Origin of the sequence: Spirosoma lacussanchae (genome assembly GCF_005870035.1) — a bacterium.
Taxonomy (GTDB): Bacteria; Bacteroidota; Bacteroidia; order Cytophagales; family Spirosomataceae; genus Spirosoma; species Spirosoma lacussanchae.
In genome coordinates, this window is record NZ_SWJG01000006.1 from 84003 (window position 1) to 103378 (window position 19376).

Genomic DNA, 19376 nt, shown 5'->3' on the forward strand with positions numbered 1-19376 from the left:
CCTCAAAGCGGCTTGCTTTGAGGGATTTTTTGACTTTTCGTGCACTCGTAGGGATTAACAAGTAGCAACTTTCAAACCTTAACAATCAGCCTTTTACCGCTCTTGGCGATACTGGTACACCCCAAATTGCACCCCAAAGCTACAAGAAAAAGCCATTAAAGGCTTTTTTCTTAGTTATAGCACAGGAGCGCAACCTGGCTGAGATAGGGTGCACCTTTAGGCTTTCCCAGTACGTTCTCCAGCATTCTGGTCAGGCTAGCAATCTGTTGATCCTTTGTATTTAGCTGCTGCGAAAACAATTCTCGCATTTGGCTCAATTCGAATTCTAATTGCTGAATTACTTGCTGACCAAAGGCTTGTGGCTCTTGTTTTGTTGAAATCATAGAACCGTCTCCTGATAGAATCCAGTCAGTACTTACTGTTGGATATTCTCGTTTGATAGCATCTAAAACCTTGGAGCCAGGCTTGTGTACATCTTTAACGATGCCGTTGATTACGGTCGATGAAACCCCAATTTTTTGGGCAAAAGCATTCTTGGACAGGCCTAAATGCTGAATTAGGGCATTTGCTCTTTCTCCGGGAGTGTTCATAATAGCAAATTAATTGGTTCGACAATTACTATAGGGGTTTGGTCGGCAAATAGGGTGATTTTAAAGTCACCATCGTGAGCGAAGTACTCGTTGGTGTATTTTCCACTATGGTACTGCTTGTCCGCGAAAAAGCGCTTTGCGCTAAGGCTAGACGTGGAATATGATCTTCGGCCATTACCTACTTCTTTTGTTACCCAGGCTGTATTGAGACGTTGCTTGTATCTCTTGGTTGTCGCAAGCCATGTGTTCCTCTGTGTAGGTAGCAAGTGGTTAGAAATATACTTTTCATATTCAATATTGTCTAGAACTACAACTGGTATTGTTAAAACATTGACTTCTAGATTTTTACAATTAATTTCAACTTCCACTAAGTTGTTTAAATCAGACGTATAAACCCAAGGGCGAAAGGCGAATAGTGCTTTGTTTCCCTTAAGGCTTACACAGGCTTCCTTTTCGTTTATATGAGGTTTTTCTCTAACCCTACTATTACCCTGCTTTGCTATAATATTTACATCATAGAAATTAATAGATGAATTTGCAATGACTTCAAATTCAATGAGTTCCTTGTTTATCCGTTTTAAATAAATAGTGTCTCCAAGCTTGTAGACTTTTCCTTTAGTCTTGATTATTGGGTCTTCATATACTACTGGTTGCGATATTTTATTATCATCTATTCCATGTATCTTTCTTATATTAAATGACAGATTATCAGATGGTTGTCCAATATTCGCTGAGCTTGTTGGCTTATCTCGTTGCCATATATACATCTGCACTGCTCTAAAAGAGACGAATAGCGCAAATCCTATAAATATATATTGTAAAATCTTTTTCATGTAATTTTCTGTAAGTCAACTAATTGTAAATAATTATCAAATAATATTAAATATAAATTTCTAATATTAGAAATTTAAGTCTAACATTGCCCAATGATTTCTCGCTGACTGTGCAATATTATCACAAAGGCAGTTGAAATCTAGCAATAAACTTTACAAACGGACTTATTTTCTTATGAGCACAATCCAAGAGCATTACGACCGATTGCGCCAGGAGGATCTGGCAAAGTGGGGAGCTATGAACGGGCAATTAGCCTCTCGACTCCATATGCGTAGCGACTGCCTAACCTATTTCCGGCGCTCGATCCTAGAGAAAGAGGCAAAGCAGGAGGAACGGCTGGACTTGTCTATGTTACCTGCTTGGATTGTGCGTCAATTTGTCGATTTCTTAGGCTTTACGTGGGAAGATATTTGGGCCAATCACATACCTGCCTTACAGGATTTAGAGCCCGCCGAATAATGCAAGACCTTACCAATAACGTGCAACCGTGGGCGGCATTCGGCCTCATAATCGGCCTAAATGTTTTGTCCTTTTTGTGCCTCCTGGCCTGGCTTACTTTTCGGGACAATTTCAAACAGGCCGATTAACCTTATACAGACCATGACCACACACCCCACACTAGACCGGGAGCAGATTGAGGCTCTACCGGATGAACAGGTGGCTAACGTCTATGAAAAGGCCAAAAGCCAGTTGGATAGCCTGCTGAGTAGAGTGGAGACCGATAACCAGGCCAAAGCGATACTCCAGGCAAACATTACAGCGGCTAGGCTCCAGTACATCATGCTACGTTTTCGGCGCTATCCGAAGCACTTTGCAAAGGTCAATCTGGCAGCGTAAACCAGGAGCCAGCCCGCTCGACAAAAAGGGTAAGGTGGTAGGCTCAGCCGGTGAGCCATGCCTGGCAGGGTGCCAGGTATTTAACGGGTTCGACTCCCGGCCACCTGCAAAGCTAATGGAGTTAGGAATTAGGTATTCCGGTGTTGGTGGCTTGGTTTCAGGCCACCAACCTAACCAAGCCAATTCTTGACGTATATATAACACCGTTAGTTATATAGTCACTGCTAGGAGCTCACGGCAGTATGATTTTACTACCCGCAAAAAAATCAGCCCACAAGGCTGGCCGGTATCACTGTGCCATTTTGGCACGTTTTTTTGAGCCGGTGCCAGTTACTCCTGCTGTTAATCCCTTGTCATTCAACTATTTGACAACATTTTGATAACAAGAATAACGGTTTGAATAACTTATTTTTTTGTAGAGTCTTTCCCTAACTGAATAACTGACTTTCAGAGGCCTGAAAACGGCCAAAAGCAGCCCAAAAAATGAGCCCAAAAATCCGAATTGGCCACCAGCGGCCACCATGAGCCCACTAGGCAACGATCTTTTTTTGACCTGGCTAAAACACGTTAAACACCCTAAAAGGGCTTAAATCGAACAAAATGCCACCCCATTCCAGGCCAGCACCGGCCAGCAGCGACAACGGGGCAACCCGCTAAAAAGTAACCTGAAAAAATGGCCCAAATTTTCAAAATGACAGCAGGGCCAAAATGGAGCTCCACAAGGCACGATCTTTTTTTAGCCTGGCTCAACTAAGACAATACACAGTAAATAGCTCTACGGGGCTAAAATCAAGCAATTCCTATCAACCATGAACACATCAGCCAATCAGTCGTACACGATTCCAGGCCAGCGCCAACCAGGCTACCAATTTGTAGGCGACCGCGATTTAAGCACCTACCGCTGGAAAATCTTTATGAGGCCGGAATGGAACCGAGTAAAAGGCAGCGACGATAAAATCATAGAGGGCTATTCTAAGGACGTTAGGAGTAAAGAGAAAGAGGACAAGCAGCAATTACTCCAGGATTGCATCAGCCGACTGGCCAACAAAGGATACTTGGATGGGTGTTGGTACTGGGTCATTTTCAAACGCGAGTTTACCCACAAAGACGCGGATACGGTCATTCTGGAGCTGAATCCGCACGGCTACATGGCCCACGATTACCTAACCTTAGATCTGGCCACCTTAAGCTGGTTAGACCGGCTCTTTACCGCTCGGAAAACCAACACGCAGGGCATACTGGATTATAAGCATTTACTACCCCCACGGACAACCCCACAGCAGCAACTCAAAGAAGATTTCCGCTTTAGCCTGGAGCGCTTTCCAAACCAGGACGCGCTGGCCACGTATTGCCGGGAGGTGCTGCTAAAAAAGTACGCCAGAAACCAGGTCGTGGGTTTTTATCATAACTACGTGGGAAGATACACCACCAGCCAGCAGCAGCCACCAGCCGGGGCCGTGGTGCTTGGTGGCGACAAAGACAACGAACGGGCCGCACAGTTGGCCCAAAATGCAATGGCCAACCTAGCCCAAAGATTCACGCGGGCAAAATGAAAGTGCCGCTTTACGTTTACCGGAGTGGTATGGTGGCGCTGCTTCAACTAATCCACCATCCGAGCCAGTACAGCCTGGCCGACGCCCTAAACACCCTTACCCTGGACGAGCTGGTATTGATCGAGTGGCGGGGCAAGATTACCACCCACAACCTACTCACCTGGCAACTCCGAGAACACAACAAAAGGTATACCGTAAACCTACCCGTTTCGGTAGCCGTGGCGCTCTGGAAAGCGCTCCGGAGGGTGCCACTTTCTCCCGATCTGCAAGAGCTCTCGGATGAGCTGGACAGACAGTTAACAAACGCAGGATTCTCCATTAAAAACCTAACATTTCAAGACCATGATTAAAGCCGTTTTATCCTTTCCGGTGCTGCTATTGGTGGGCCTGGTGCTGGCCTTTTGGCTCCTGGTGGCCATTGGCTCGGTGGTGCTGCTGGCCTTTTGTCTCAGCCCGATTTTAAGCCTGTTCGATGAGTTTTTTAACGCGCAATCAGTACCCTCTAAATACGCTCATTATGACGCCTAACCAAGCAATGACCGAACAGGAGCGGGACAACCAAGAGATTCAAGAATCGCTCCTAATTCCGAACCGGTCAGCTAAAGCGCCTACCAGGCCAGTCTGCCGGTGTACCTATTGCGCTAGCCGGTGGCTGGAGCCGAAGCCATCGGGCAAAGTTACCACCCGGTTACGTTACCCACTGGCCATACAGTTCAACCCGATAATCAGCGTACCAGAACACCCTTAACTTTATGACTATCTGGCCATCGAAAGAGACCAGGCTAACCAACCAGAACCATGTTAGAAATTCGTTACAAAACCTCTCAAAAAAAGTACGCGTTTAAGAAAGTCGAGAATGTACTGGCCATACAGCCGCTACTAGCCGGTTCGTCGCTGGTGCGGGTTAAAGAGACGGATCCGGAGCGGTATGAGGTTGTAAGCATCGAACCAGCCCTATACTATGGCATTTTTCGGGCCGTTAACACCACCGGCAATGTGGAGGCCATTGGCTACCTGGATACGAACGTGGGCGGGGCCATTATGTGGGAGGAGGTTTCTGGAAATTTCCTTTTGGTGAACTATCCAGCTTATAAACAGATCTGCCAACTTACAGATATTGAACCCGCTGACTTTGCTACTTATGTAGAGAAGTATACTACTAATGGGCTGCTAGTAAATGAGTAAACTAAAAAAGGACGCGGTCACTCAACCGCGTCCTTGCAGAAAAATTGACACCTTTTTCTATAGCCACCGTACAATGAGCGCTACAAGGAATAAAAGTGCTATTAAATTTAATCGACGTAGAACTAGAAAAGGTAGCAATATGAGTACAGTAACTACCTTGTTTGTCAAGCTTCTGTATTCAATGTCTATGCCATCAATTAGTAGGTGAACGTACGCAAAATAGCCTATTCCCACTAGTAAAATAGCTCCAAAAAACAGCAACCAAAATTTAGGTTGCCCCATTGTAACACCTTGATCTATATAAGATTCATAGTGCTGTTTGAGAAGTTGATAATCAATCATAATTCAATTAAGGGCATGGTTGATTATATGCATCACTGTAAGCATTATAGGCTTTTTCAATCTCAGCAGCGATGTCGCCTTGTACGCCTGATATACAAGCACTCAAATTTAAATTATTATACATTTGACCATATAGTAAACCTCTTGCGGCTGACCGAAATGTAGCACTAACATTGGCACCCATGAACTGTGCTATAGAGGTAAAAGACAGCCCGCCAGCTAGTGCCGCAAGTGCTTCTCCACTAATATTATGTTGAACGCCACATTGAGTAATTTTATTAAGGTAATCCACCTCTAAATCTTGAGCTTTCAAAAGGTAAGCCCTTAGTGCTTGGTGTTGGCATCTGTTGTTTATGACGACTTTACCAGAAAGATTAAATATTCTTTTTTTGATAGGGTCATCACCTAGATCAGCCTCATATGCACGAATGAACTCAGGGTTGTCAATTCCTGCTCCAGAGCCTTGACTAGGCCCTCCACCCTCACCAGGATTTGTTTGACCGTCATCATAGCATTGATGATAAAGATATTCGCCAACCAAATCCCAGGGGCCGCATGAGTGGTATTCGCCTCCGTGCCCATACCAAGGCGGTGTACAAGTACTGTTAGGACCAGCGTGAGTAGTCGTTCCAAACAATACAGCGCTCATGCCTGATTCGCCGGTTTCGCCTAGATTATAGCAATAAGAAGACCATTGGCACGAGGTGTAGACTTCACACACAATTCCTCTGGCATTTGCTTTAGTACCATTAGAGATAGGTTTCATGGTTGCTTCCCTTTTACCGTTCAGGTAGCTACTTCCCCCAATAAACTCCCCATCCCATGTCCACATGACGACTTTACCTGTAAAATCACTTTTGTTGACCCCACTTCTATGTGTGCTCAGGTAGTCTTGGCTGGGACTAACTTCTTTAATGTTTTCTTTAGTTTGGCCTGCTTGATTGTATATAACTAGTGAGGGTCTAACTGCATCAATCGACTTTAAATTGCTTCCTGAACCAGTAATCCACTTCACTCGCTTACTGGCTTGTAAAGGTACTTCGACGTAACTTTCACCAGTAGGAGCTGTTCCTTCGAATGCCTCCTCCCAGAGCGGCACCATATTTTTAAATCTAGACGCTTTTGCACGCCCTTTGCCCGATAGTGTGTTATATTGTGAGTGGCGGGCGAACCAACTCCGGGCAGTCTGTATACTTAGTTTGCTAGAACCATACTCTACAGATGGTATATCCAACTGCTTAGTACAGGAAAGTACGGCCACGACCAATAGTAGGCACACGGCTTGGATAAATTTAGATGTTCCTTGCATTACAATTAAGCGTTTAAAAGTTTATGCAAGTTTATTCAATGGTTTAATTAGCAATTAAATTGGCATTTAACGAATTTATTATGAGTAAATGTTTACAATTAATTAAATTTTAATACATTTTATATGATTATTCTTCAATTAATAGGAGGATAAGTCATAGTTAATTATAAGGGTAGATGTTCGCCAGCCAGCTCTCGCCAGGGCTGGCTTTTTTGTGTCCTTTCGGCTGGCCTGACCAGGGGTGAGCTTTGCCCCATGAAACAGCTATTTACTACCGTCTGGAATTTCATCCGGAGCAATTCAGCCCGCTTTGTCTGGGAGCTGGTGGCCGTGGCGCTAGGCATCGGCATTACCTATTTGATTAGCCGGTTTACGGGCCAGCAAACGCTCCAGGCCTGCCAGGATGAGCGGGCCGAACTGCTCCGAAAGAATGCCACCGGCCAGGCCTTTGCCGACTCGGTAAAATGGAGCGCCGTAGTGAGTGAAAAAACCCAACAAATCAACCGCCTACAAAATGAACTACTTTATTTCCGTGAAAAGAACGCTCTTGATTCTGCTGCTGCTGTTACCGAGCTGGAAACTATGCGGGCAATCAACGCCCGGTACAAAAGCAAAACCGGCCACCGATAGCCTGGCCGTGGCCGTGGAGTTGATCCACAACGCCAAAAACATCCAGCAGGATCTAATCCGGCTCGATTGGGCCATAAAACGGGAGGTAGTCTACAAGGCTCAACTATCCGAGCAAGAGACCGCAAACCAGCGGCTCACGGGCCAGCTCCAGAACTGCCAGCAGACGAACGGCCAGCTCACCACCCAACTAACCACCAGTAAACAGGCGCTCCAGGAGCAGACGCTAAAAACCAAAACCGCCAAACTGGAAATTTGGGCCATGCGGGTGGCCGTGGCGCTCTACGTAGCGGGCAAACTAAAGGGCGTTTTGCCGTAACAAACCGTCCTTTTCGGCAGGTGCTCCACCGGCCAACTTTGAGCGCTGAACAAAATCAATCAATCGACCATCAATTATGGCGCTCAAACTAGTACGGTTTTCAACCGATTCAGACGGGCCGGCACGGCAGGTTTCTATCAATCCGGAGTACGTGGCCACCGTGGAGCAGGATATGGCCAAACCTGGCCAAATCTGCCACCTGACAATGGTAAACGGCCAATATTACCGGATCCTGGAGCCGGAGGAAATAGCCAATAAACGGCTCCAGTATGGCAGCTAATACGATCAGCAGGCGGGCCATGTTTGCCGAGATCCACCAGGACACCCTGGAGGGCGGCAGAAACCACGTTTTTAGCCTTAAGTACGTCAAAAAGGACAGTACGGTAGGCTATAAAGCCAGGGTTCGCAAATGCGCCAAAAACCTGCCAGGAGAGCGGGGCTATCGGGGTAACATCAACCTAAACCACGTGCTGCTCCTGGAAAACCTGGAGGCCAATAAACAGCCGTTCGAGCTGGCTATTGATCTAATCACGCACTACAACGGCCTACGGGTCGTACACACCTTTTAATTCCAAACAATGGAGTGGATTTCTGAAAACGCGTTTGTTATTCCGAGCGATAGAAACGGGGCGCTGCTCCAGCTCACCGACGGACGCGATCAATTTTTCGGTACTAGCCTGCTGCTCTCCCGGCAGTATGGTTTAGATCATATTCCCTGGGGGGCCGAAGATAACCAGCCCCAACAAATGGCCAGGATGGTGGAGAAAAACAACCAGGTACGGCCACTCCTGGAGGCCAGCCGGGATATGATTTACGGCACAGGCATAGGCTTTTTTCGACAGATCCAGGAGGGGAACACCATCCACCTGGAGCCCTACCAGGACGAACGGCTAACCGATTGGGTGTACCAAACCGAGCTGGCCAATTACATGATTGCGGCCATTAACGAGCGGGTGACGAATGCCAACCACTGGACACGGTTCGAGTTCACGCCGGAGGGGGTGCCACTGCTCTCGGTATCCGATGGCTTCACCACGCGAATAGGCAGGCCGGTAGGGGGTAAAATAACCCACTATCTGCAAAACGCGGCCTTTGGGGAGGGGTGGGGAGCCGTGGCCACCAGCAGCGAAAAGCTACCCGCGTTTGATCGGGTAAACCCGCTCCGGCACATCGTTAGTCTGTTCCATAGCCGGGAGCACATTTCTGGCAATCCATACTACGCGTTTCCCTCCTGGTGGTGCAGTAAAGACTGGATCGAGGTGGCCAACCTAATACCGCTCTTTCACAAATCCGGCCTTAAGAATGGGTACAATATCAAGTACCTAATCAAGATGCCAAAGGACTACTTCGATAAGGAGGGCGGCAAGGATCTGGAGCCCAAAGAAATCCGTAAAAAGTGGGCGGCATTCGGGGAGAACCTGAAACAATGGCTTTCCGGAGTGGACAACGTGAATAAATCGCTCCTGGTGCGGTATCTGCGGGGGGATGATGGCAAAGCGCTGGAGAGTATTGATGTGGTGCCGTTGAAAAATGAAATGTCCGACGACGCCTATAACAAGGTTTGGGAAATGGCCAATATTTCTATTACCAACGCTGCCGGGATCCTGCCGGTTTTAGGGGGCGTAACACCAGGCAGCAAGAGCGGAGACAGTGGAAGCCAGGTGAGAACCGTGGCCGACTATCAACAGCATTTCAGGACGCCCGTACAACGCCAGATTTTGCTGGAGCCAGTCCGGATGGCGCTCCGGATTATGAATTTTAAAGACGTTGTGCCAGCCTTTAAAGAGGTGCAACTAACGACGCTCGACAAGAACCCCACCGGCAAACAGGCCGTAGTTAACCACGCCAGCTAATGCTCACCAAAGAGATTTTAAAACAGCAGCTCGGAGGCATAAACGCCAAAATTGATTTCCAGACCGTGGAGCCGTTCGTTCGATTTGCGGAGCGCTGGTTTCGGGAGCAGGTGGGCCAGGAGCTGCTGGATTACCTGGCCAGCCTGACCGCTCCCGGCATTGGCCAGGACGAGGCCGAATTGATCGACCTGGCCCAATCCTGTATGAGTTGGCGCTGCTATGAGCTGGCTTTTCCCCACCTAAAGTTACGGGTGGGTGATTTAGGGATTCAGAAGCTAAACACCACTAACGCGGTGGCCGTGGCTAAGTGGGAGTACGTGGACAGCCGGGAGGCTAACCTGGCCATGTTAGACCTGGCATTAGAAAACTTTTGGAGCGCCGTGGAGCGGATCCGGCCAGCGGCCTGGACAGGTTCAGCAGCCTACAAAAAGCGCCAGGGTGTATGGATCCGGAGCGCCGGGGAACTGGCCGAACATATCCCGACGCTGGGCCGCAAGAGCCGGTTATTTGACCAGCTCCTAACCTACATCCGACGCGCCGAAGCGGTGTATATAAAGCCGGTACTTACCGACGCGGTGTATAAACAGCTAAAACAGCGCTGGAGCGATCCGGAGGCCGACCTAACCGAACCGGAGCAGGAGCTGCTGGAGCGGATCCGGCCCGCGCTGGCTCACCTGGCTCTATTCGAGGCTTACCCCTACTTACCGCTCACGCTCGACACCACCGGCATAACCGAGCGCCGTAGTAAGGATGGCACGATGGAGGAGGTAGCACCGAGCGCCGACAGCAGGGGCACCCAAAAACGGCAGCTCTACCAGGATGGCCAGTTTTACCTTTCAGAGCTGGCCGACTACCTAAACGACACGGCCAGCGCCCACCAGTGGGCGGGCTTTTACCAGGCCAACCAGGCCCGCAATGGCCAGCCGGAGGCCGATGATTTTACGCATTCCTCTTTAGTAATTCTTTAACTAGTCAATCCATGCAATCAGTAAACAACAACCACGACCAGGGCGGGGAAACGCCCACCAATTTCGACCAGGTAGCCGACGCGATCCAGGAGCGTAAACGCCAGCTAGAGCTGGAGGAGCAGGAGCTGGAGCGTAAACGGTTCGAGGCCCAACAGGCCGAACGGGAGCGCAAACTTGACGCCTACAACGCGCTCCGGGACGACGCCAACGGATTCCGTGCCACAGCGGCCAAAGAGACCGACGAAGCCAGCAAAAAAACCTATGTGCAGTGGGCGCTCGATGCCGACCGGCAGGCCGTGCAACTGGCCAGAGAGCTAGGCCTGGCCATCGAAGAACCGGAGCCGGAGCTGGAGCCCACCACCCTGGAGAAAGTAACCAGCCTGCTCCGGCATCGGGTGGGGGCGCTGGTGCAAATGATTTTGTTAGGGGCGGCTATCATGTGGGCCAGCACCAACTTTGAGAGTATTGGCCAGCACATCCAGGAGCTAAACAAATCGCTCCCGGTAGAGCAGCAAATGAACGCCTACGACCTGACGAGCAATCAAAAATTCTTTTTTGAGAAGTACGTGGAGTTTTGGGATTTGCCGGTGGGCCTGTTTAAACTCCTAATCCTGGTGCCGTTCGTGGGGCTCTACCTGCTCCCGTTTATCCGGAGCCGCAAGGATTTTTTTACCGAGTTTTTCGAGGATCTAACACCCTACCAGAGATGCGTCATTACGCTGGCTTTTGTGGCCTTATTTATTTTGCATTCTGCCTTGTCGCACGGGGTCAAACCGTAACAAAGCAGCCGGTGGCCACCCGACAGGTGGCCACCCTTAAGCCGGTAAAAACGGTGGCTTATCCGCTCAAACCGATCAGCCTGGACGAGACGATTTTACGCCAGGCCATCCTGGATTCCGCTGCGGCATTCGTCGGTATGGTGGAGCTCACTAACCACAATGACGCGCCGTGGATTACCAAGATAAACGCCTACAACGGTCTACCGATCCGGAGCGCCTACTGCGCGAGTGGATTCTACTACGCCCACCGGGTCAACGGGGTACGGTTGCCGGTGCGGGCGCTGGGGGCGGTGAGCTCTTATTTTGCGGTTCCGGCTAAAATCATCTATCGACGCAACCAGCGGGGAAACCAACGGCTGGGAGTGATGCCGCGCCGAATGGATGCCGTGAGCATTTACACCAGCCACATAGAGGGGTTAGTGGATGACGTTTGGGATCCGGATGAGGAATATGTAACGCTAATCGGGTTCAACACCTCCGGAGGCCGGGGCACCAAATACGGCTGCTACATTAACCGGAGACGCAAGAGCGAAATTAAATTTATTGCCAACTGGCTCACGCCTTTTTTAACCACCTATAAACCACAGTAACCACCACAATGGACGCACTACCCAAACAAAAAATGGCCTCCTTTACCATGTGGGCGCTGCTTACCCTCCTGGGTTTAGCGGTGGCCGGATGGGAGTTTGGATGCCGGTTAATGGCTCTCCTGTTTGCCGAATAGTTCACCCTCTTTTATGCCAATCAAAAACCCATGAGATACTTTTTTTACACCCTGCTCCGGTGGCTGCTTTGCCTGCTGGAGTTCGCCGTGGCCGTACTCTACTGGCTACCCGTTCGGCTCCTTTGGGGTAAGAACACCTTTGATTACGTAGTCGAATATCTGAGCTTAAAAGGGTGGCTTAAAAAGCACCTGGGCAACTAATGCAGACAATCCAATTCGATGGCCAGGCCTACCAGTTGCCGGAGGCCTGGCAGGAGCTCGACCCGAACCACCTGCCGGAGCTGGTGCAACTGGTGTACTTTACGCCACAGACGGAAGAAACCAGCCACACCTTACTCCGGATCGTTTTAGGGATCCGGAGGAAACGCTGGCAAACGATGATGCAAACGCACTTTGGCCCAAAAGTCGGACAGCGGGCCAGGCGGGCCAATGCCATCGTATTGCACACGCTGAAACACCAGCTCAGATGGCTCTATACGGAGCCGATCCGGCAGCAGCCATTTACCAGCCTGGAGCTGGATTTTGGCCTGGAGCTGCTACTACCGGAGGCCGGTTTTTATACCATGAGTTACGGCGAACTGACCGACGCGTATATTCATTTTCTGGTGTATATCCGGCAACTGGTACAAGGCCAAAAGCATCTGGATTTGTTGGTGGCCACGCTCTGCCGACCAAGGCGGGCGGGCAACTACCAGGCGGCTCCGGACTGGAACGGAGACCACCGGGAGCCCTACAATGAGCACCAGGCCAAAGAGCGGGCCAAACTCCTGGCTCATGTGGAGCCAGGCTATAAAATGGCCGTGCTGCTGTTTTTTCTGGGCAATATGCAGCAGATCCTGGAGCGGTATGAGTTATGGGGCCAGGAGGAGGGAGAGCCGGAGGAGTACCCTGGCCAGGGCTGGGTAAAAAACAGCCACCTGCTGGCCGGTAAGGGTATCTTTGGCAATATCGACCAGACCAAAGCGGCCAACGTGCACGACGTACTTTTATTCCTGGAGGAACATAGAAAGGATCTGCTGGCCGACATTGCACACCGTAACCAACAGGAGGCCGACCAATGACCAGCACCCAACAGTTTTGGCAGTTCTTTAAAGCGCTGGCCGACGCGGTGCCAGGCATGAAAACCGTAACGCGCTCCGGTGGCGATAAAATGGACAGGCTGCTAGGCAGCACCCGAAGCGAAGATATTTATCCGGCCACGTTTTTACTCCGGCCTAAATACAGCCTGGAGGAAAACGGGGCGGGCCTGGTAACGGCCTGGTTCGATGCCACGTATTACGTACTTTGCAGCGCCCAAATGGGAGAGGAGGCCGATGAGGACAGCGCTTTCGATGAGGCCGAACGGCTGGCCAGTACGCTCTCGGTATTGATTCGACAGCAGGAGGATGGCTATAAAACCCTAATCGACCCGATGGCAAAGGTATTTATGGAGCCAATCCAGATGGTTAACGGCGAGGCCTCTTTTGGCTATGAAGTACGGCAACGAATTGGTTTAATGGTAAACGCTGAAGTGTATGCAGATCTTTAAAATAGTGCGGTTCTGGCTGGTTTGGATCCTGGCCGCGCCGTTGGTGTTTTTGTTCCTGGTGGGGGCGGCAGTCGTTTCTGGCCAGTGGCGGCTCATTGGTGTAAAATTTCAGCTTATTCAAATGAGCCTTAACCAGCGCTTTGTAGGTAAAGCCGCAAAATTTCCGAACGTATCCAAATAATTTCATAACTTTTTGGCTTCTAACGAGAAACATGCTAATCAAACTCAATTGCTTACACAATGAGCATAGAAGAAAAAGAGCAATTTAAAAGCCAGGGTACGGGTCAAGGACTTGATGCGTGGTTGGTGAGTGATGTAGTACAGACCGTTGAGGAAATATTTGAGCAACTAAAAGCGAGTAATAAAGGATTGCCGCTTTCCAAAGGGATTGCAGAGTTTCAGTCCGAAAAAGAGATGATAGAGTTTTTATTCGACAAGGCTAAAATCATGGCAACTAACAAATAAGTCTCGTCCTTTCCCTCCGGAGCGCACTGGCTCACCTTTGTACAAACAAGGTGAGCCATTTTTATGCTGATTGATCCACTAAAGACCAGCCTGGCCTTTTTGCCGGTGCAATTTTCCCGCAACAAAATTGAGTACGTCATTGATCCGGCAGATACCAGCCTGGCCGACCGGAGCGGGTTACGGTATTACCTGGAGCTGCTGGTTCCGGAGTTTGCGGGCTCCAGTCAGTTCGAGCGGTTGGTAAAGATGCCGGGGGCCGAGAAGCCACCCACCAGCGGGGGCGGCTCAGTCGTTTACGAGGGGGCTTTTTTCTTACTGGATGAGCTGCTGGATGGATTCCTGGAGCACCAGAAGCCCGACGCCGGAGCGGCTGGTATGTGCATTGTGTCCACGCTCACCATGCCGTATATGGTGCGGGAGACGGTGGAGAACAACGGCCAGGTACTGGCCGGATCGGCCAGGGAGCAGGCCAGTAAATGGCTCCTGAAAGCCGGGCTCCAGGAGCGGGATTTTGTGGCCTGGGGCGGGGCGTTCTTTACCGACTACATGAGGGCCAACCGGCCATTTTTGACCTGGCAACCGGATAATAAACTGGTGAGCGCTGGCCAGGAGGAATATTTGTTTTTCCTGCTCAACTGCCAGCCGACACCGGCCACCCTAATCCGTAGGGTGCGGATTACCTACCAGGATGGCACGATGGAAACCAAAGACGCGGGCCAGCTCTCCGGTGGCCAGGCCTACCAGGTGGTTTGTGTGCCGGTAGGGCCAAAGGCGCTGGGTCTGGCCAGCAACGTGGCCAGCTACGAGGTTTGGCTGGCTGATACCAATTACTACCGAATCAGCCAGGTACGCACTTACCAGATTGATCCGCAATTCAGGAGCCAGGAGCGATGGCTTTTGTTTTCCAACAGCCTGGGCGGGTGGGACACGCTCCGGCTACTCGGTGAGGGATCCGAGACGCTGACCACCCAGCGAACCGTGGCCGAACTGGAGCGGCCAGTGGGAGCGCCAGCCGACTACAACGAACTGCGGGTAATTTATGTACAGGGCTCCCGAACGCTCCAGGTGAATACCGGCTATTTTGAGCAGCACCAGGCCGCGCAACTGGCTTACCTGGATGAGTTGCTACTGACCAAAGATTTGTACCTGGTGGATGCCAGAGGCCACCAGGCGCTGGAGCTCTTAACTACCAGTCTGGTGGATTCGGAAGATGATAGCGATTTAGTGAGCCGGAGTTTTTCATTCCGGATCGTAACGCCACAGGTGAACTTTTCGACCATGCCAGCCGCTCCGGCTACTCCAGCCAGGCCCACCGGCTGGAGAGGGGTGGGGGTGGTTCAGGTACTGGATGGCAACGGCAAACGAACCGGCAAAGGCCGACCGCTCAAACTCCAAAAGTATTACCTGGACGACGCCAGCGTTTACAAGCCCATAACCGAAAAGCCGAACCAGCCAGGGGATCCGGATTTTGTGGAAAGTTTGCCGCTGCCTGGCACCGTGGCCGGTTCGACACCCTACCCGAACCAGGCGCTCACCAGGCCCACCACGTTTACCCGTTCGACCTGCCCGAATGGCCAGCTCGGAGAGGCCGCGCTGGTGGTCGTACCTGCCGGAACCTACGGCTCCGAAATGAGCCAGGCCGATGCCGACAGCAAGGCCGAAGCGGCTTATAGGGCGCTCAATACGCAGGCCTACGCCGATGAGTTCGGCAGTTGTACCGTTGCGCCGGAGCTCTACCAGGTGGCCGTACCAGCGGGCCAATGGCATTACCGCGTAAACAACCCGCAACTAGTCGAGGTGGAATGGTTGCAGCTTGACAGCCAGGAGCTCAAAATAGGCAACACCTGGGATCTGCAAGGGCAAAACAGACCGTTTGTTTACCCACGGTTCAGCAGCGGTTTGAACTTTCCCGTTCGGGCATCGGACTGGCGTTTTTTCACCTACGGGCCGTACAGTAGCCAGGTAAACGTAAAGATCTACCAGAACGGAGTACTCCGGTTTGATCGAACGTTGACCATGAACCGGGACAACTACGAATATTTAAGTTTAAGCCAGGAGCTCATAACAGGGGGCCGCGCCCTAACCTATGGCGATAAACTGTACTTTAAAGCCACGCCGTTATAATGAGCCTGCAAATACGAATCAATGGCCAGGTGGCCGACTTATCGCCAGGTATGAGCACCGGCCTGGAGCTGATAAACCCCTACCTGGTTTATGAGGATATACTGGCCAGTAAAGCCAGTATTCCCGCGCTGCCAGCCACCCGACGCAACCGGCAAATTTTAGGGTTTCCGGATCTGCTCCAGAATGAGGCCGTAGGGATGCGGTACCGCTGCGAAAAGTACTACAATGGCCAGCTACTCCAGGCCGGAGTGGCCGTATTGACCGAAGCCGCGCAAAATTTCGCGCTGACGGTCGTTCAGCCGCTCGGTGAGGTATTCGGTGAGCTACAACGTAAAAACCTCTCAGAATTGAACTTTGGGGCTCTGGCCGTACCTGGAGTGCTCCAGCCGACGCTGCAACAGTTCGGGCGGGATGTAGTGGCCTTTCCTACCGTGCTCAATCCAACCTACTACGGAGCCAACGGAGCGGCCATTTCCTACGGGGGCCGGATGAACAACTACCAGGGGGGAGCCTACACGGCGGGGCCGCTGGTGCCGATGGTGTTTGTAGCCGAGCTCCTGCTGCGGATCGGAGAGCTTACGGGGGTGGCGTTCATTGGGGAATTTTTCAGCCATCCGGAGCTCCGGCAGCTCCTGCTCTACAACACCAGGGCGCTCGATGGCCGGAGCCAGGTGGAGCTCCGGCAGCACCTGCCGGAGCTGACCATTCCGGAGCTGCTGCTGGAGCTCCGCAAAACCTTTAACCTGGCCATGCGGGTGAATGCCATAGAGCGAGCCATACGGCTCGATTTTACGGACTCGTTCCACCGGCGAGCGGCAAGTATCGACTGGAGTGAAAAAGCGCTTAAGGAGTACAAGAAACGACCCGAAACGGCCAGGCGGCTCCAGCTCGGTAGTGTGGCCGACAGTGCCGACGGATTGACCAAAGACAAACCGGAGAGCCTGGCCGACTACCTGACGCCGGAGCTGGAGAGCGAAACTGGCATCGGCAAACTAACCAGCCGGTTCTCTACCCTGCTCACCGATCCGGCCACAGGCCTGGCCACCACCCAACAGGCAGGCCGCACGGAGCAGTTTGGGCAACTGGCCAGCGGGTGGAGCCCACGGCTTTTATTCTGGAACGGGCTCCAGAGCGGGCTCCCGATGGCCACGGCCAGGCTAAATGGCTATTCCCTGTACTGGCCGGGAGCGGATGGCCTGGCCGCTCGGTTCTGGCCCATGACGGAGCAGCACCGGACGCGCCGGTTTTACGTAGAGCGCCAACTGGATTTAAACGAGGTCGATCTGGCTACCCTAGATTTTTCCAAAAAGGTGCACATCAACGGCCTTGACTATTTCGTTGCAAGAGTTGATTTAATGCTACCTATCAAGAAAGTTTCAAATGTCTTATTGGTGAAATCATGATGATATTTTTCAGTAATTAACCATATAGTTAGATTGTATGGTTAATTACTGAAAAATATCATCATAACTTATGTTTTTAGTTTGAATTTCTAATTCTAGGTTTTTAATAATTAGATTTATCTCATCTTTTAATTCTATTAAAGAATTGATTGGTAGAAAAACTTCAAATATTTTATCAAATTTGTGTATATTTCTTAAAGGAAAATATATAATTTCTTCTCTAGTTATGCTTGAATTTTTAATATAATGATTTAGTTCATTTTTGAGCAAAAAATCTAGCTCAATTTTTTTTGCACGATCTAAACTGAGAAAATTGACTATTTCTTTAAATAGCCCATCTGTAATATGAAGCTGAAATTTTAATTTAAAGTTTTCTTCTGTCCCGATTTTGTGAAAAAGGGTAGAACTTTTGCGGATATCTTCAAGATTATCGATTAACATATCTGCACTATTGATGAATATATCATCATCTCCCAAATCATTAACTTCGTCTACTGCTAAATATAGGGTGAGTATTGTTAATTTGGCGATTTCTATATAGGCGTAAGTTAACTCTGCGTCGTTTTTTGTCTCAAATAATTCTTTGTACATCATTAAGCGCTTTAGTAGTACTTCTTTGACAAAGTCAATTCTATCTAGTTCTGACATAAGACTAAATAAGTTACCACTATTGTCAAAACTTTTGTTTGATATAAAATTGCAAATTCTACTGTAGGCGTTTGATTTTTGATTAGAAGGGAGATCTTTTATGAATTGTGCAGTAAAAAATTCTTGTAAAGATCTGTGAGGGTATGAATACTGGAATCCATCTAAGACTAATATTGAAATTTGTGTTCTGAGATCATAAATTAAGTCGTCATTATTGTATGACAAGCCGGTAAATTGCTTAATTTGAGTTAGTTTGCTTCTCAAATATTCATCTGTAAAAGAATATATACCTTCTGTTTGAGATATAAAAGAAAAACAATTTAATATCTTCTCAAAATCTTCTCTTTCCAGTTTTGATTTTTTCTCTCTAGGAAAACTGAATTTTGTAATTGCGTCATGCTTTGAATACAATGTGTCGAATACATTTTTGTAGAATGCGCTTTTTCTTCTAGGTATCTCAGGATGACTTTCGTAAGCTAAAATAAACATTGATAGTAGAAGTGGATTTCTCAAGAAAGAGGTTATATCTTTATTACTTGGATCAGATATTGTCTTAAGGATTCGACCTCTTCTCTCCGAATCATTCACAATCTTTGTGGTGAATTTAATTATATCGTCATTGTCTAGTCCTTGAAGATGAAAATCATGAAATCTTGGAAAGTTTTCAATTCCTCCTCCAGGTCTTGTAGAAATTACATACCAGTTTTCAGAAAAAGAATCAATAAAAAATTCGATTTGCTTATTTATTGATTGTTTTTTTGATGATGTTATTTCGTCATATCCATCAAAAAGAAATAGGAATTTCCCACTTTTTAGGGCTCTGGAAAAATGGTTATTTGATGGTTGTAGATTTGTTTTTACCACTTTTTCAAGGATCAACTTTTCTAAATTGTCATTGTAATCGTTTAGGTGCCTTAGTTCGATTAATACCGGAATTTTGCTTTTATTTAAAATTGAGCTTAAGTATATATATTTAATTAAAGTTGTTTTTCCGCTCCCAGCACTGCCAAGTAAGGTGATGTATTTGTATTCTTCAAATATTTCATTTGTGTTAATGAAATCGGTTGTTAAGAGTCTATATTTGCATTTGATTGGATAGTATATGTCATAGAATTTAACTTTTTCGTTTCTAGAAAGAAATGTATTTGTGTAATAGTATTTTGATGTTTGAGATTCTAAATATTCTCTGAGTCCCAGGTCAAGTAAATATTTTATCTCATTATTTATTGTCTCAAAGCTGTTTAAAATGGGTGTGATCAAGTTTGTTACTTCTACTTTCGCGTCCATA

At 48.9% G+C, this 19376-nt stretch carries 25 protein-coding genes; 21 read left to right on the top strand and 4 right to left on the bottom strand.

From position 1 onward, the window contains the following. Positions 1 to 170: 170 nt before the first annotated feature. Together FBR45_RS19805 and FBR45_RS19810 are read right to left on the bottom strand one after the other, a co-directional pair. Positions 171 to 590 (bottom strand): helix-turn-helix domain-containing protein, encoded by a 420-nt coding sequence (locus FBR45_RS19805; RefSeq protein WP_138505524.1) that lies wholly within the window; start codon positions 588 to 590, stop codon positions 171 to 173. Then, entirely contained in the window at positions 587 to 1423 is an 837-nt protein-coding gene (locus FBR45_RS19810) for a hypothetical protein (protein ID WP_138505526.1), read from the bottom strand. Before FBR45_RS19810 ends, FBR45_RS19805 begins: the two co-directional genes overlap by 4 nt. A 175-nt stretch (positions 1424 to 1598) precedes the next feature. On the opposite strand from FBR45_RS19810, the gene FBR45_RS19815 reads away from it, so the two are divergent. The 6 genes from FBR45_RS19815 (at position 1599) to FBR45_RS19840 (ending at position 4999) form a co-directional block, all read left to right on the top strand. Further along, a complete protein-coding gene (locus tag FBR45_RS19815; protein WP_138505528.1) occupies positions 1599 to 1883 on the top strand; it encodes a hypothetical protein in 285 nt (94 codons plus the stop codon). Positions 1884 to 2024: 141 nt separating this feature from the next. After that, on the top strand, positions 2025 to 2261 hold the full coding sequence (locus FBR45_RS19820; protein ID WP_138505530.1) for a hypothetical protein: 237 nt from the start codon (positions 2025 to 2027) through the stop codon (positions 2259 to 2261). An 809-nt stretch (positions 2262 to 3070) separates the two neighbouring features. After that, positions 3071 to 3814, top strand: a complete 744-nt coding sequence (locus tag FBR45_RS19825; protein ID WP_138505532.1) for a hypothetical protein — start codon at positions 3071 to 3073, stop codon at positions 3812 to 3814. Further along, the gene (locus FBR45_RS19830; RefSeq protein ID WP_138505534.1) at positions 3811 to 4164 is read left to right on the top strand and encodes a hypothetical protein; all 354 of its coding nucleotides are present in this window, start codon (positions 3811 to 3813) and stop codon (positions 4162 to 4164) included. Before FBR45_RS19825 ends, FBR45_RS19830 begins: the two co-directional genes overlap by 4 nt. After that, a complete protein-coding gene (locus FBR45_RS19835) occupies positions 4157 to 4342 on the top strand; it encodes a hypothetical protein (RefSeq protein WP_138505536.1) in 186 nt (61 codons plus the stop codon). Before FBR45_RS19830 ends, FBR45_RS19835 begins: the two co-directional genes overlap by 8 nt. 270 nt (positions 4343 to 4612) lie before the next feature. After that, positions 4613 to 4999 (top strand): hypothetical protein, encoded by a 387-nt coding sequence (locus tag FBR45_RS19840; RefSeq protein ID WP_138505537.1) that lies wholly within the window; start codon positions 4613 to 4615, stop codon positions 4997 to 4999. Positions 5000 to 5348: 349 nt separating this feature from the next. On the opposite strand, the gene FBR45_RS19845 is transcribed toward FBR45_RS19840, so the two are convergent. Continuing rightward, entirely contained in the window at positions 5349 to 6650 is a 1302-nt protein-coding gene (locus FBR45_RS19845) for a hypothetical protein (RefSeq protein WP_138505540.1), read from the bottom strand. Positions 6651 to 6905: 255 nt separating this feature from the next. Between FBR45_RS19845 and FBR45_RS19850 the strand changes: the two genes are divergently transcribed. The 15 genes from FBR45_RS19850 to FBR45_RS19915 all read left to right on the top strand — a co-directional run bounded on the left by FBR45_RS19850 (position 6906) and on the right by FBR45_RS19915 (position 17440). Continuing rightward, positions 6906 to 7280: a hypothetical protein gene (locus FBR45_RS19850; RefSeq protein ID WP_138505542.1), complete on the top strand. Its 375-nt coding sequence runs from the start codon at positions 6906 to 6908 to the stop codon at positions 7278 to 7280. Then, a complete protein-coding gene (locus FBR45_RS19855) occupies positions 7183 to 7596 on the top strand; it encodes a hypothetical protein (RefSeq protein ID WP_138505544.1) in 414 nt (137 codons plus the stop codon). Before FBR45_RS19850 ends, FBR45_RS19855 begins: the two co-directional genes overlap by 98 nt. A gap of 76 nt (positions 7597 to 7672) precedes the next feature. Continuing rightward, positions 7673 to 7876, top strand: coding sequence for a hypothetical protein (locus tag FBR45_RS19860; RefSeq protein WP_138505546.1), 204 nt, complete (start codon positions 7673 to 7675; stop codon positions 7874 to 7876). Beyond that, on the top strand, positions 7866 to 8165 hold the full coding sequence (locus FBR45_RS19865; RefSeq protein WP_138505548.1) for a hypothetical protein: 300 nt from the start codon (positions 7866 to 7868) through the stop codon (positions 8163 to 8165). The genes FBR45_RS19860 and FBR45_RS19865 overlap by 11 nt, the downstream gene beginning before the upstream one ends. 9 nt (positions 8166 to 8174) lie before the next feature. Beyond that, positions 8175 to 9449: a hypothetical protein gene (locus tag FBR45_RS19870; protein WP_138505550.1), complete on the top strand. Its 1275-nt coding sequence runs from the start codon at positions 8175 to 8177 to the stop codon at positions 9447 to 9449. Then, the gene (locus FBR45_RS19875) at positions 9449 to 10417 is read left to right on the top strand and encodes a DUF6712 family protein (protein WP_138505552.1); all 969 of its coding nucleotides are present in this window, start codon (positions 9449 to 9451) and stop codon (positions 10415 to 10417) included. The genes FBR45_RS19870 and FBR45_RS19875 overlap by 1 nt, the downstream gene beginning before the upstream one ends. An 11-nt stretch (positions 10418 to 10428) precedes the next feature. Next, positions 10429 to 11196 (top strand): hypothetical protein, encoded by a 768-nt coding sequence (locus FBR45_RS19880; RefSeq protein WP_138505554.1) that lies wholly within the window; start codon positions 10429 to 10431, stop codon positions 11194 to 11196. Between the two features lie 11 nt (positions 11197 to 11207). Continuing rightward, complete coding sequence (locus tag FBR45_RS19885) at positions 11208 to 11786, top strand: hypothetical protein (RefSeq protein ID WP_138505556.1); 579 nt, start codon at positions 11208 to 11210, stop codon at positions 11784 to 11786. 8 nt (positions 11787 to 11794) lie between these two features. Beyond that, positions 11795 to 11920, top strand: coding sequence for a hypothetical protein (locus FBR45_RS26785; RefSeq protein WP_262709537.1), 126 nt, complete (start codon positions 11795 to 11797; stop codon positions 11918 to 11920). A 30-nt stretch (positions 11921 to 11950) separates the two neighbouring features. Continuing rightward, a complete protein-coding gene (locus tag FBR45_RS26435; protein ID WP_171044925.1) occupies positions 11951 to 12121 on the top strand; it encodes a hypothetical protein in 171 nt (56 codons plus the stop codon). After that, entirely contained in the window at positions 12121 to 12981 is an 861-nt protein-coding gene (locus tag FBR45_RS19890) for a hypothetical protein (RefSeq protein ID WP_138505566.1), read from the top strand. The genes FBR45_RS26435 and FBR45_RS19890 overlap by 1 nt, the downstream gene beginning before the upstream one ends. Next, a complete protein-coding gene (locus FBR45_RS19895) occupies positions 12978 to 13448 on the top strand; it encodes a hypothetical protein (RefSeq protein ID WP_138505568.1) in 471 nt (156 codons plus the stop codon). Before FBR45_RS19890 ends, FBR45_RS19895 begins: the two co-directional genes overlap by 4 nt. Before the next feature lie 240 nt (positions 13449 to 13688). Further along, positions 13689 to 13913, top strand: coding sequence for a hypothetical protein (locus tag FBR45_RS19905; RefSeq protein ID WP_138505572.1), 225 nt, complete (start codon positions 13689 to 13691; stop codon positions 13911 to 13913). A 63-nt stretch (positions 13914 to 13976) separates the two neighbouring features. Further along, positions 13977 to 16037 (top strand): DUF5977 domain-containing protein, encoded by a 2061-nt coding sequence (locus FBR45_RS19910; RefSeq protein WP_138505574.1) that lies wholly within the window; start codon positions 13977 to 13979, stop codon positions 16035 to 16037. Next, the gene (locus FBR45_RS19915) at positions 16037 to 17440 is read left to right on the top strand and encodes a hypothetical protein (RefSeq protein ID WP_138505576.1); all 1404 of its coding nucleotides are present in this window, start codon (positions 16037 to 16039) and stop codon (positions 17438 to 17440) included. Before FBR45_RS19910 ends, FBR45_RS19915 begins: the two co-directional genes overlap by 1 nt. A gap of 45 nt (positions 17441 to 17485) precedes the next feature. Here FBR45_RS19915 and FBR45_RS19920 read toward each other — a convergent pair whose 3' ends face one another. Further along, on the bottom strand, positions 17486 to 19375 hold the full coding sequence (locus FBR45_RS19920; RefSeq protein ID WP_138505578.1) for an NACHT domain-containing protein: 1890 nt from the start codon (positions 19373 to 19375) through the stop codon (positions 17486 to 17488). Between the last annotated feature and the right edge of the window lies 1 nt (position 19376).

Excerpts from the sequence above, each read along its gene's own strand:
- FBR45_RS19805 (WP_138505524.1), bottom strand. The coding sequence starts at position 590 with ATGAACACTCCCGGAGAAAGAGCAAATGCCCTAATTCAGCATTTAGGC.
- FBR45_RS19810 (WP_138505526.1), bottom strand. The coding sequence starts at position 1,423 with ATGAAAAAGATTTTACAATATATATTTATAGGATTTGCGCTATTCGTC.
- FBR45_RS19815 (WP_138505528.1), top strand. The coding sequence starts at position 1,599 with ATGAGCACAATCCAAGAGCATTACGACCGATTGCGCCAGGAGGATCTG.
- FBR45_RS19820 (WP_138505530.1), top strand. The coding sequence starts at position 2,025 with ATGACCACACACCCCACACTAGACCGGGAGCAGATTGAGGCTCTACCG.
- FBR45_RS19825 (WP_138505532.1), top strand. The coding sequence starts at position 3,071 with ATGAACACATCAGCCAATCAGTCGTACACGATTCCAGGCCAGCGCCAA.
- FBR45_RS19830 (WP_138505534.1), top strand. The coding sequence starts at position 3,811 with ATGAAAGTGCCGCTTTACGTTTACCGGAGTGGTATGGTGGCGCTGCTT.
- FBR45_RS19835 (WP_138505536.1), top strand. The coding sequence starts at position 4,157 with ATGATTAAAGCCGTTTTATCCTTTCCGGTGCTGCTATTGGTGGGCCTG.
- FBR45_RS19840 (WP_138505537.1), top strand. The coding sequence starts at position 4,613 with ATGTTAGAAATTCGTTACAAAACCTCTCAAAAAAAGTACGCGTTTAAG.
- FBR45_RS19845 (WP_138505540.1), bottom strand. The coding sequence starts at position 6,650 with ATGCAAGGAACATCTAAATTTATCCAAGCCGTGTGCCTACTATTGGTC.
- FBR45_RS19850 (WP_138505542.1), top strand. The coding sequence starts at position 6,906 with ATGAAACAGCTATTTACTACCGTCTGGAATTTCATCCGGAGCAATTCA.
- FBR45_RS19860 (WP_138505546.1), top strand. The coding sequence starts at position 7,673 with ATGGCGCTCAAACTAGTACGGTTTTCAACCGATTCAGACGGGCCGGCA.
- FBR45_RS19865 (WP_138505548.1), top strand. The coding sequence starts at position 7,866 with ATGGCAGCTAATACGATCAGCAGGCGGGCCATGTTTGCCGAGATCCAC.
- FBR45_RS19870 (WP_138505550.1), top strand. The coding sequence starts at position 8,175 with ATGGAGTGGATTTCTGAAAACGCGTTTGTTATTCCGAGCGATAGAAAC.
- FBR45_RS19875 (WP_138505552.1), top strand. The coding sequence starts at position 9,449 with ATGCTCACCAAAGAGATTTTAAAACAGCAGCTCGGAGGCATAAACGCC.
- FBR45_RS19880 (WP_138505554.1), top strand. The coding sequence starts at position 10,429 with ATGCAATCAGTAAACAACAACCACGACCAGGGCGGGGAAACGCCCACC.
- FBR45_RS26785 (WP_262709537.1), top strand. The coding sequence starts at position 11,795 with ATGGACGCACTACCCAAACAAAAAATGGCCTCCTTTACCATGTGGGCG.
- FBR45_RS26435 (WP_171044925.1), top strand. The coding sequence starts at position 11,951 with ATGAGATACTTTTTTTACACCCTGCTCCGGTGGCTGCTTTGCCTGCTG.
- FBR45_RS19890 (WP_138505566.1), top strand. The coding sequence starts at position 12,121 with ATGCAGACAATCCAATTCGATGGCCAGGCCTACCAGTTGCCGGAGGCC.
- FBR45_RS19895 (WP_138505568.1), top strand. The coding sequence starts at position 12,978 with ATGACCAGCACCCAACAGTTTTGGCAGTTCTTTAAAGCGCTGGCCGAC.
- FBR45_RS19905 (WP_138505572.1), top strand. The coding sequence starts at position 13,689 with ATGAGCATAGAAGAAAAAGAGCAATTTAAAAGCCAGGGTACGGGTCAA.
- FBR45_RS19910 (WP_138505574.1), top strand. The coding sequence starts at position 13,977 with ATGCTGATTGATCCACTAAAGACCAGCCTGGCCTTTTTGCCGGTGCAA.
- FBR45_RS19915 (WP_138505576.1), top strand. The coding sequence starts at position 16,037 with ATGAGCCTGCAAATACGAATCAATGGCCAGGTGGCCGACTTATCGCCA.
- FBR45_RS19920 (WP_138505578.1), bottom strand. The coding sequence starts at position 19,375 with ATGGACGCGAAAGTAGAAGTAACAAACTTGATCACACCCATTTTAAAC.